Here is a 10,234-nt window from a genome sequence, read left to right as displayed (position 1 = left end):
AACAAGCCGTTGGCGAGTTCCGCTACCCGAAAATTGAGGTGACGCGGAATACTAGCGAACCTTGAAAGTAGGCCGTAGCGAGCCATAGCGAGTTACGGCGGTGCGCAAATTGCCGTAACTCGCTGGGGCTCGCTACGGCCTACTTTTTGTGCCCGCACTGCGAATGCTATCAATTCTGGAATCAAGGTTGTGTCGTGGCGTTTAGGCCTTCTAGACTTTGGGGCAATTCCGGGTGGTTTTTAGATTTCAGGATTTTCATGAGCGTTTTACTTAGTTGCGAACAAGGTGGGCAATCGATCCCGCCGGAACTAAGTTTTCGTGAAGACCTGGAAATCCCGGCTGTATGCCATGATCCGGCTTCAGAGGTTGCTGGCGAATTATCGCGTCTGCTTCGCGTTCCGCTGATTCAAAACAAACATGCGTCATCGCTGATCGATGTTCGGCTTTCCAGTCACCACCGTGACCTGTTTGGAAAGCAGACTCGAAAATGGAAACCTGATGATCGGCAACGGTTGTTGGACACGATCTATTTTCCGTATCGCGAAAAAGTCCGCAGCGCGATTTCGCATCAGCTTTCGCGTCAACCGTACGTGGTGCATTTGTCGGTTCAGACATTTGGACTTCGCAGCAAGTCAGGCAAGATACGACGCACCGACGTTGGACTTTCATACGATCCGTCGCATGACGATGAAGTCGATTTCTGCCTAGATTTGATCGACGAAATGTACGATGCGGCACCGATGCTGCGCGTTCGCCGCAACTATCCACGACGCGGGTCAAGCGATTCGATCACCAAGTCCATGCGATCGGAATTCCGGAACCAACCCTACATCGGCATCGAATTGATGCTCAATCGAGCTTGGTCAGAGCGAAAAACGGCACTGCGCGCCGAAGCGATCCGCGGGATAACGCTGGCGATTAGTCAGATTGTGAATATCACAGCCGTGGCAAACGCGGCATAAACTACCAAGCAACGTCGGTACGACTGGATAGCCGCGCGGTGACGTGTTCGTTTCCGCCATTGAGTGCACTGAGTCTGGACAGCACATTTTTGAGTTCAATTTGCTGAGCTTCATGAACCAGCTTGGGTGCTGCCCCCGGAATCACAGCCACGGTGACGGCTCCGTCATAGATCGCTCTTAGCTCTGACTCCATCCGTCCTCGTTCAATTTCATTGCTGACGACCAAAACCAATCGCTGCATTCCGCCTAGCGAAAGCAGTTCGGGACGCGCCAGTTCAAGTGCTTCTTCGATTGTTACCGGCGAGTCCGTTAAACGCTGACCAGAATCCGGCATCGTTTGCGTTGCATCGATCGAATGCTGCACCATTTTGGCTGTGTTGAACGCTTTTGTACCGTCGCTTTGCACAGAATCATGCTTCATTTCCTTCCCCAGTTCAACAACCAACAGGTTGTTGTGTTGCTGCACAACCGGGATGACCAAATCTGTTGCCTGACGCGATAATTCGGTGATCAAATATCGAGCGTCAACGTTGGAACTTTGGTCGTTCAGCGGTCGAACCAAATAGGAGTTCACAGCGGCATCGTGCAGGCAATTTTTTAGCTCTGGCAGGTAAGCCTTAATCTCATCAGGCATCGAAGCCCAGGGATTCTCTTCTCTTGAATTCTGTTTTGATTCATTGATCGCAATCGCCAAGATTGTCGAAAAGCGTTCGAGTCTTTCTTCCAGGAACTTAATGCTGCGTGACAAGTGATCAAACTGAACTGCAGTCACTGCACGCACGGTTCGACAAACAAAATCACGATCTGATTTGCTTTGCGGCCGCGAATTTCCAGATGTGTTTGGTAAGTCCGTCAAAGAATCGAAAGCGTGAGCTTTCATTTTCGCTGCTTGGTCTTTGATCAATTTAAGAGATTCAACCGCGGTCACTAAATCGACGCGGCGATCGGAAAGGCCAACTGAAATTTCACGATACAGATTGTTAATCCAACCCGCACACATCCAATCAAATCGACCTCCGTTGGCAAGAGCCTCGATTTGCAGCGTGACGGGATCGGGCTTGGCAACGCCAGCGTCGGAATCCTGCGAGCTGCCTTTTGATTCAACTGCAGCGTCGGTTGTGATTTGTTTTTCGGTGAGAAAGTTTTGGATTTGAGCCGTAATCGCGTCAGGCGACAATCCAATTCTTCGCATCAAACGTTGCACGACAAAGGACGCACGGTTTGACGCCGTGGCCGGATTGCCGATCCACGCCATCATCACTTCGCGAACCAATGCCGGTGCAAGTAATCCTTGTTCTAAGCGATGCGAATCGCCCAAAGGAACCACGCCGACGCTTCGGAATCCAAGCTTCGATACCGTTCCCTTTTCTTGCTTGGCGGGACTTCTTGCTTGTTCAAAAAGTTCGTCGCACTCGTTCACGTCTGCCCACAAGTATTCAACGATCGTATCGACTGGCGAAATTCCAAACCGGCTGTTCGACGCACCTGCGACAAGATAAATGTCATGCAGCGGCGTTCGTGCAGCAGGAACGCTGGGCCACCCCGCGCCTTCGTCGCCCGGGTATCCGTTGCCAGCTTTTAGAAAATGTTCGATTTCCACAAGTGCTGCTTGCGTGTCGTGCGCCGCAATTGGATTTCGTTGATCAACCAGTAACGGTGCCGAAGTCAACAAAGACAGAATTTTCGTGTCGGCCAGACCGGATTTGTCCATCAGATCGCGTAGTAAATGCACGACGTCGATGTACATTCCGCTGCATGTTCCACCCGCCAATGAACCGACCACATAAACGTCAACCGATTCTTGCCCGACTTCTTCAATCAATTGGTGGATCGATTCAGACAGTTTCTTGGTCACCATCTCGCCATGATCCACTAGCGCAAGTCGTCCCAAGGGACGCATACCCTCGGTCGCTCCGCTTCGAGGAACGTTGTAGATCCAACGACGCGAAATCGAACGCAGTTTCTCGGTTCCATTTTCGCGGTACTGGTGAGCTGTTTTCAACGGTGTGTGGATTAGATTGCACTTGGGCACGCGGTCGGATGCTTCGGCCAAACGCATCGAGTGAATGGTCCGCATGTCGGTATCAATCAACACGCTGTGCAGTTTCAATCCGCTGGACATTCTTGGGTCCGCTACCCGGCGGCGAAGTTCGCGAACACATTCTGCACCACTTCCGCCAATGGCGATCACGAGTGCATGCTTGGTTGCTGACTCCGTTTTAGCTTTTTCTGGCAGCAACCCACCGCCGTCGGCAAGCAGCGGCAAGTCGGCGACGTCGGCTTTTGCTTCCTGCTGGCCAAAGATTGGCGTGTCAGTAGAACTGGCGACCGAAACTGGACGCTTACGTGCATCACGAAGTGCTTCAACGAACTCGCGGCAACTCGGGAAACGCCGCTCTGGAGTCTTTTCAAAAGCCTTCGCCAAAACTGGTCGATCGCTGGGCGGCAGCGGTTCTAAATTTGGCGGGCTGTGAACATGTTGGCTTGCCAATTGGGCAATCGTACGACCGCTAAATGGACGAGTCCCGGTCAGCAATTCTTGATACATCACTGCCAGCGAATACTGATCGCTGTGGATGCTGGGGCGACCATCAAAAAGTTCCGGCGGCGCGTAAACGGGCGTCAAACCACCGACAACGCTGCATTCAACGTCACGAAGATCTTTCAGCAAACCAAAGTCGGCAACTTTGACGTGCCCACCCACCATCAACAGGTTGCCAGGCTTGATGTCCAGGTGCTGAAGCTTGTAGGAATCATGCAGATAGTCCAGCGCATCGGCTGAGTCATTCAAATACGACAGCAGCTTTTCGCGTGGAATTCCGCACGATCCGTTTTTACGATAACGGGCCTGCACATCTTCCAGCGATTCGTCGGCAAGCTCCGTCACAATCACCAATTGATCATCAATGATCTCGAATCGTTCGAGTGTCAGCAGAAAAGGGTGTCGGACACCTTTAATGCGTTCGAGCGATCGCATTTCTCGCGTCGCACGCGATTGGTCATGGCTGCCGAAGACAAACTTGATTGCCTTCTTCATTCCACCTGGCGAACCGGCTCTCCACACTTCACCAAAACCACCTTGGCCGATCCGTTTTTCTAAACGGTAACCAGGCAGCGGTTCGTATCCCGCTTGGATCTTCGGAGCTTGAAGTGTAGTCATCGAAGTGGTTTCTACAGTTGGCTAAAGTAACTACGGCAGGCTTGATCCAGGTACTCTGGTCGAACCGTCATCGGCATCTTGCGATAGCGACAGAAGTTGGCGACTTGCGTCATCAAGTCACGCGGGTGACAACGACGCAGCGGGCGCTCGGTTTCTTTGTAGTAGCGAAAGAGGTGTTCGGAAGCTTCGGGAGTCGATGGGAATCCGAGTTTTTCGCTTACTTCGTTCATCAACGCACGAAATTCGTCTTCGGTCGGATCGCCAACAAAAATCTTGTAAGGCACGCGGAGAAGAAAGGCTTCATCGACCAATTCGTCGGGATCCAAGTTGGTCGAAAAGATGATCAATTGCTCAAACGGAATTTGAATCTTCTTTCCCGTTGGCAGCGTCAGATAATCGCAACTGTTTTCAAGCGGCACGATCCAACGATTCAGCAATTCCTCGGGTGCAATGCGTTGTCTTCCAAAGTCATCGATCAACAGGCATCCGCAATTGCTCTTCATTTGCAACGGAGCTTCACAGATATTGGATCGTGGATCGTGACGAACTTCTAGGTTTTCCATTACCAATTCACCACCAACGACCACGGTGGGACGTTGAATTCGAAGCCATCGCTTGTCCCATTCCTGGGTCTTCAGGATATTGCCGCTGGACGAATCCGATCCGGCTTCTGAAATCGGTGCGGGACGGTGAAAGGCGTCGTCTTGAAGTTTGATCAGGTTTCCGTCATCCATGATCGCATGCGGAATCCAGATTTCTTGGCCCAGACATTGAGTCAGGCAGCGGGCGATCGTTGTTTTTCCGTTTCCGGGAGGCCCGAACAGGAACAAGCCCGTGTTGCTGTTGATCGCTGGTCCCAATTGGTCCAACAAATCGTCTTGGTAAGATATTCGCGACAGTGCTTGTTGCAGTTGATCGCGGTCGATGGGATCGAGTCCCGCTGCTTGTGCTTCGACGCTCAAAACGTAGTCGGCCAAAGGCACGGGTGCCGGGCCAACGTAGCTGCAGTTTTGCATGTGTGTTTGGGCGCGTTGCTGGCCGGCTTCGGTCAATGAGTAGTAATAGTCATTGAATGCGGCGGGACGCACATGCGACAACAATTTGCGTGTGCGTAGGACATCCATCAACGGTTCGATCACGCGAAACGCCAAACCGGTGCGATCAGAGATCGATCGGCCACTGACGGTTCCGGCAATCAGGACTGTTTTCAGCACGAGTGCTTCGATGAACGATTCACTTAGACCCGTTTCGCCAACGTTTTGCGGTTGCGAAGGCCAAAAGGTGTCGTCGGACAGCAGGCCGCCCAAAAGGCTTGGTTCGAATGAATGCGTTTCGTTAGCTAAAAGCGTCATGACGGTTTTGCAGCTTGTTCAGGTTATTCGATTTTTGTGATTCAAATTTTCACAGCGGATGATGCCCCGCGTCGGTGGATCTGGTTCTCCAGCCCGAACAAACCTAGCTCGCAATTAGTCAACGCAAGGAAAGTTCGTTGCATTTTTGCGTTTGACGCCTGTTGTAAGCGGAACAAGCGCAGCGCAGTTCCGGTAATCCAACCTAGCAACGTGCGACTTTTTATAGTCGCCTTTCGCTCCGCGAAAGCAGCGAATTCGCTACTTTCGCGGAGCGAAAGGCGACATTAATTTCCCGCTCGTTCCTTAGCACCTTGTCATTGCCGGAACTGCGATGCGCTTATTCCGGCCTACAACTTCGACCTAGCGATTGGCCGGTGGAAACCGAACCTGCCTATTTACAACGGTCATCTTGAAAAAAATTCGTCTGTTCACCAATTACTGACCTAGGTTTGCACGAAGGACTGATGAAAGGAAGCATTTTGCCGATTTGGCGTGACGTTTCAGCGACAGACCTTTTACCCAATCTCATTTACGTTTCAGAATTTTGTCTCAGAAGCAAACCACTTTTGAGATCCTCGGAAGAACCGACCATGCCAACTGTTGATAGCGCATCGATCGACCGTATTCGTCGCAGTACCGTCGTCACCGAAGACGTCTGGTTTTTGTCCGGCCCAACACAGCCAGGCGAGAGCGTTCTGCACGCGCACATTGACGGCAACCCTTACATCGTTGGTCGAAAGACTGGCGTGTCGATGAAGTTGCAATTCCGAACCGTCAGCGGCAATCACGCCGCGCTGTGGGTGGAATCGGGTGCGCTTTACTTGCGTGACCTGGGCAGCACCAATGGTACCTACATCAACGGTAACCGAATCGAACAAGGCGAAACCTGCAAGCTTTCCGAAGAAGACCTAATTCACTTTGCCGAAGCTCCGTTCCGCGTTCGTCGGCAATCGCCCACCGGAATGACCAACGGCACCATCGCTGAAAACGTCTGCGATCAAGCACTGGCGCTTGTCCAGTTTGATCGGCTGATGAGCGAACGTCTTGTTAAACCTCACTTTCAAGTCATCGTCGATGTTGCGGGTGCAAAGGGCGTCGGTTTTGAAATCCTTGGTCGCGGCAGTGTCTTTGGCCTCGAATCGGTCGGAGCAATGTTCCAAGCCGCCGAACAACTCAACCTAGAAGTCGAACTTAGCCGCCTGCTTCGCTGGGAAGGCATCCGAGTGGGCCGCGATTTGCCGGACCGACCATCGCTGTTCGTGAACACTCACCCACGCGAAATGGAAGACATCGCCGGTCTAATCGATTCGCTGGTCAAGGTGCGAGACATGACCGGTGGCACCGATTTGGTTTTGGAGATTCACGAATCATCGGTCACCAATCCAAAATCCATGAACACGCTTCATTCGGCGTTGCGAGATTTGAACATCCGATTGGCGTACGACGATTTTGGTTCCGGCCAAGCTCGATTGGCTGAATTGATCGAAGCCCGACCGGACTACGTCAAGTTTGACATCTCGCTGATTCGCGGAATCGACAAGGCGAGTGACGAACGACGTCGAATGCTAGAAACGCTGGTTCAAATGGTGCGAGATTTAGATATCGCCGCACTGGCCGAAGGCATCGAGACTCCCGAGGAAGCTTTGGCGTGTCGCGAACTCGGTTTCGATCTCGCGCAAGGCTTCTACTACGGTCGCCCATCACCGGCGTGAGCGGGCAGCGGCGGCGATTCAGGCCGTAATGCCGGATGTCGCTTTGGCTCCATTCGGCCTACTTTTCACAACATCGCCGGGCACAAAAGTTGACTCGGCTAGCTCTTCGCGATTCTTGCGAAACCACGACGCGACCAAAGACAACGTGTACGGATAAGTTCCGTGTCCGCGGTGAAGATGGTCGGCGGTTGTCTTCTGCCATCGTTTCAGTGTTGGCATCAACGCACGACGCTCCGGTGCATTGCGTGGTGCTGCGACGGCTTCTGCAATTTCGCCGCTGTGGATCAGGTACCAGATTCCGCATCCGTCGTATCCGGCGACGTTGTACACAAACGTGTATCTTCGTCGGGCCCGATTTAACATCGCCAATTTGCGATCCACGTATTCCAATGACTTGATCGCTGCATGATGCCGCTGAGCCAGTTCGTATTGGCGGTTCTGCATGGCTGAATCGAATTGCCGGCGAAGTTTGACCAGCGGTTCGTGGTTGAACCCGTCCAGAAAACTCTCGGCCGCCGATGTCGCCATCGCATACTCGTCTTGGCTGCATGCGGCCGCGCAAGGACCAAGGCAGGTGCCGACTTCTAATCGCAGGCAACCTGGTCGTAGTTCAAGATCAAACAATTGCATCTGTTCAGAGAACTGGAAAACCTGTTTCTGACCGCAATCACGCAGCTTGAACACTTTGTTCAGCGCATCGACCGCCGCGTTCATCCGATTCGCACCAAAGAACGGTCCTTCGATCGCTTGGCAATCCTGCGGAGGAACGGCTGATATGAAAAACGTCGCCGGACTTCGTCCTAAACACAAATAGACCGCTCGCTGCCGCTTGGGAACTTCTTTGACGTTCCAACGAGGCGAAAAACGGCGGATCAATTGCTGTTCGCGGACCAGCGACGCAAATTCACTCGGTTGAGTTTCCCATTGGATCGCACGCGTCCCTTCAATGATCCGACCGCCTTTTTCGCGAGCGTTTGAATCCGCAAAGTAACTTAGCAAACGCGACCGCAGCGATTTACTCTTGCCGACGTAGATCAATTCGCCCTTGGGGTTCAGCATCCCGTAGACGCCTGGAACGCGCGGGCAGGACTGAGTCAACTGGTCGCGAAGTTGCCGTTTGCATTTCCCACCAATGACATCGATCGGCCGCAGCGAATACGGGTACAGCGGATCGGTGCCGAAACCGAGTTGAGGATCTGTGTTGAAGATTGCGTCCATGCAAAACCGTCGAATGAGATTGTCGATCCTGTGAAAGACCCTAAGTGTGACAGATCTTTGTCTTTGCTTTTGATAGTAGCCGAGGTTGTCCCAACCTCGAAGCACCGACGAGTTTGGGACAAACTCGGCTACATTTTGCTGGAATGTTGGCTTTAACAAGAACCGCTACGCCAGCAGTGTATCAATTTTTGCTGCAACGACAAAATCGTTTTCACTCAAACCGCCGATCGCGTGGGTGGTCATCTCGATGGTTAGGGTTCGGTAGCCGGTCAAATGCAGGTCTGGATGATGCTGTTCTGATTCAGCCAAGTCGGCGATTTGCTGCATGATTGCCATCGCCTTTACAAAGTTGCCTGCGTTGACTTTGCGTGAAATCGTTTTTCCTTCGTCGTCGAGCGTCCAGCCCGTCAGCGAATTCAAGTACTGTTGCGCCGATTCGGCACTGATCAACGGCACTCCGCCTTCGCATGGCACGCACTTTTTTTCTCGCAACGATTCAGGTGTTATGTCAGTGTCCATCGCGGTCTTTTGGAGATTGAGATTTGAAACCAATGAACCAGAATTCTCGGCGACCTGCAGACTCAAACCAATCGACGCGTAGATGCGATTGAATCGGGCAACAAAGGACTCGGGATTTTTTAGCGGCAACCGCAGCGGTCCGACAGCAGAGCGAGTGGTCGCCGAAGATGTTGGATCAGCCGCACCGACACTCAACACGGCGTCGCATTGTCCCGGCGTTCGGTTGCTGCTGCTGGAGGAAATCATTCGCTTTGTCCTCGATACGCCTTGGACGGATGCGGAAACCCGAGTTGTTTGTCAACCAAATTGTAGGGCGACTTGCCCGCAAAGAAACGTTTCAAATTGATGCATGCCAAGTCGGTGGAATCATCGACTCTGCGATACGATTGTGCGCCGACATGCGGCGTAATGATCACTCGATCGTCGTCCCAAAGTTTGCTCGATTCGGAAAGCGGTTCGACTTCGGTCACGTCCAATCCGCATCCGGCAATTTGCCCGGCATCCAGTGCTTCCACCAGGGCCGATTCGACCACCACCGATCCGCGAGCCACATTGACCAGGTAGCTGCCGCATTTCATTTGGCGAAACACTTCGTCATCAAACAAGCCAAGCGTTTGCGAGTTGAGCGGCAAAGTCAAAATCACAATGTCGCTGTCGGCCAACAAGCGTTGCAACCGATCGGCAGGCCACAATTCGTCCACCGAATCAGGTTTTTCAACGGGGAAGTAATCGGTGGCGATGATGCGAACGTCCCAAGGCGACAACATGTCCGCAATCGCGCGGCCGTTGCCACCCATGCCAACGATCCCAACCGTCTTGCCTCGCAGATCGTCGGTGGGCAAACGAATGAATTCCCGTTTCGCTTCGGCTCGGAAGAACAAAGGCAACCGACGCAGCAATCCGAACAGCAACGCAAAGGTCTGTTCGGCGACTTGTGGAGCAAACAAGCCCGATGCACTGCTGACGATGATGTCCGAATCGATCACGCCCGGCACCAAGCAATGGTCCAAGCCAGCGGCGGACGATTGGATCCATTTCAATTTGCCGGCGGCCAACACTCGGTCCCAATCGACGGGGACTTTTGCGTGGCCGATAAACACATCGGCACTGGGCAACAGTTCGTCAATCCGTTCTTGACCGGCATCGATGATTTCGGCGTCAACGACTCCGGCGTCTGAAGCCGCGGCTTGGATCTGCTCAGTGTGATGAGGCAAGACGGGATAACAGAGAACGATACGCACTTGATTGCTATCCAGTTTATGTGTCATTCGGAGTTGAAAACAGTTAAGCTGCAAAGTGTAACGTTCTGTT

At 52.7% G+C, this 10,234-nt stretch carries 7 protein-coding genes; 2 read left to right on the top strand and 5 right to left on the bottom strand.

Annotation, left to right across the window (positions count from 1 at the left end):
- The first annotated feature begins 257 nt into the window (after positions 1–257).
- Positions 258–962: an N-formylglutamate amidohydrolase gene (locus RC85_RS10000; RefSeq protein WP_068261938.1), complete on the top strand. Its 705-nt coding sequence runs from the start codon at positions 258–260 to the stop codon at positions 960–962.
- A 1-nt stretch (position 963) separates the two neighbouring features.
- On the opposite strand, the gene RC85_RS09995 is transcribed toward RC85_RS10000, so the two are convergent.
- Positions 964–4,122 carry a protein kinase domain-containing protein gene (locus RC85_RS09995; RefSeq protein WP_068261937.1) on the bottom strand — a complete coding sequence of 1,053 codons (3,159 nt, stop codon included), beginning with the start codon at positions 4,120–4,122 and terminating at the stop codon, positions 964–966.
- A gap of 11 nt (positions 4,123–4,133) precedes the next feature.
- Positions 4,134–5,474: an AAA family ATPase gene (locus RC85_RS09990; RefSeq protein ID WP_068261936.1), complete on the bottom strand. Its 1,341-nt coding sequence runs from the start codon at positions 5,472–5,474 to the stop codon at positions 4,134–4,136.
- Positions 5,475–6,064: 590 nt separating this feature from the next.
- Between RC85_RS09990 and RC85_RS09985 the strand changes: the two genes are divergently transcribed.
- Positions 6,065–7,186 carry an EAL domain-containing protein gene (locus tag RC85_RS09985; RefSeq protein WP_068261942.1) on the top strand — a complete coding sequence of 374 codons (1,122 nt, stop codon included), beginning with the start codon at positions 6,065–6,067 and terminating at the stop codon, positions 7,184–7,186.
- 18 nt (positions 7,187–7,204) lie between these two features.
- Here RC85_RS09985 and RC85_RS09980 read toward each other — a convergent pair whose 3' ends face one another.
- The 3 genes from RC85_RS09980 to RC85_RS09970 all read right to left on the bottom strand — a co-directional run bounded on the left by RC85_RS09980 (position 7,205) and on the right by RC85_RS09970 (position 10,191).
- Positions 7,205–8,404 (bottom strand): GIY-YIG nuclease family protein, encoded by a 1,200-nt coding sequence (locus tag RC85_RS09980; RefSeq protein WP_068261935.1) that lies wholly within the window; start codon positions 8,402–8,404, stop codon positions 7,205–7,207.
- Between the two features lie 165 nt (positions 8,405–8,569).
- Positions 8,570–9,169 carry a 4a-hydroxytetrahydrobiopterin dehydratase gene (locus RC85_RS28435; protein ID WP_235033142.1) on the bottom strand — a complete coding sequence of 200 codons (600 nt, stop codon included), beginning with the start codon at positions 9,167–9,169 and terminating at the stop codon, positions 8,570–8,572.
- A complete protein-coding gene (locus RC85_RS09970) occupies positions 9,166–10,191 on the bottom strand; it encodes a D-2-hydroxyacid dehydrogenase (RefSeq protein ID WP_068261933.1) in 1,026 nt (341 codons plus the stop codon). The genes RC85_RS28435 and RC85_RS09970 overlap by 4 nt, the downstream gene beginning before the upstream one ends.
- Positions 10,192–10,234: the final 43 nt, after the last annotated feature.

Origin of the sequence: Rubripirellula obstinata (assembly GCF_001642955.1) — a bacterium.
Classification (GTDB): Bacteria; Planctomycetota; Planctomycetia; order Pirellulales; family Pirellulaceae; genus Rubripirellula; species Rubripirellula obstinata.
Note: the sequence above shows the minus strand (reverse complement) of the source record. Positions and strands in the feature narration are given on the sequence as shown.

Bases quoted from the DNA above. Each gene is read 5' to 3' on its own strand.
- RC85_RS09985 (WP_068261942.1), top strand. From the start codon at position 6,065: ATGCCAACTGTTGATAGCGCATCGATCGACCGTATTCGTCGCAGTACC.
- RC85_RS10000 (WP_068261938.1), top strand. From the start codon at position 258: ATGAGCGTTTTACTTAGTTGCGAACAAGGTGGGCAATCGATCCCGCCG.
- RC85_RS09980 (WP_068261935.1), bottom strand. From the start codon at position 8,404: ATGGACGCAATCTTCAACACAGATCCTCAACTCGGTTTCGGCACCGAT.
- RC85_RS28435 (WP_235033142.1), bottom strand. From the start codon at position 9,169: ATGATTTCCTCCAGCAGCAGCAACCGAACGCCGGGACAATGCGACGCC.
- RC85_RS09970 (WP_068261933.1), bottom strand. From the start codon at position 10,191: ATGACACATAAACTGGATAGCAATCAAGTGCGTATCGTTCTCTGTTAT.
- RC85_RS09995 (WP_068261937.1), bottom strand. From the start codon at position 4,122: ATGACTACACTTCAAGCTCCGAAGATCCAAGCGGGATACGAACCGCTG.
- RC85_RS09990 (WP_068261936.1), bottom strand. From the start codon at position 5,474: ATGACGCTTTTAGCTAACGAAACGCATTCATTCGAACCAAGCCTTTTG.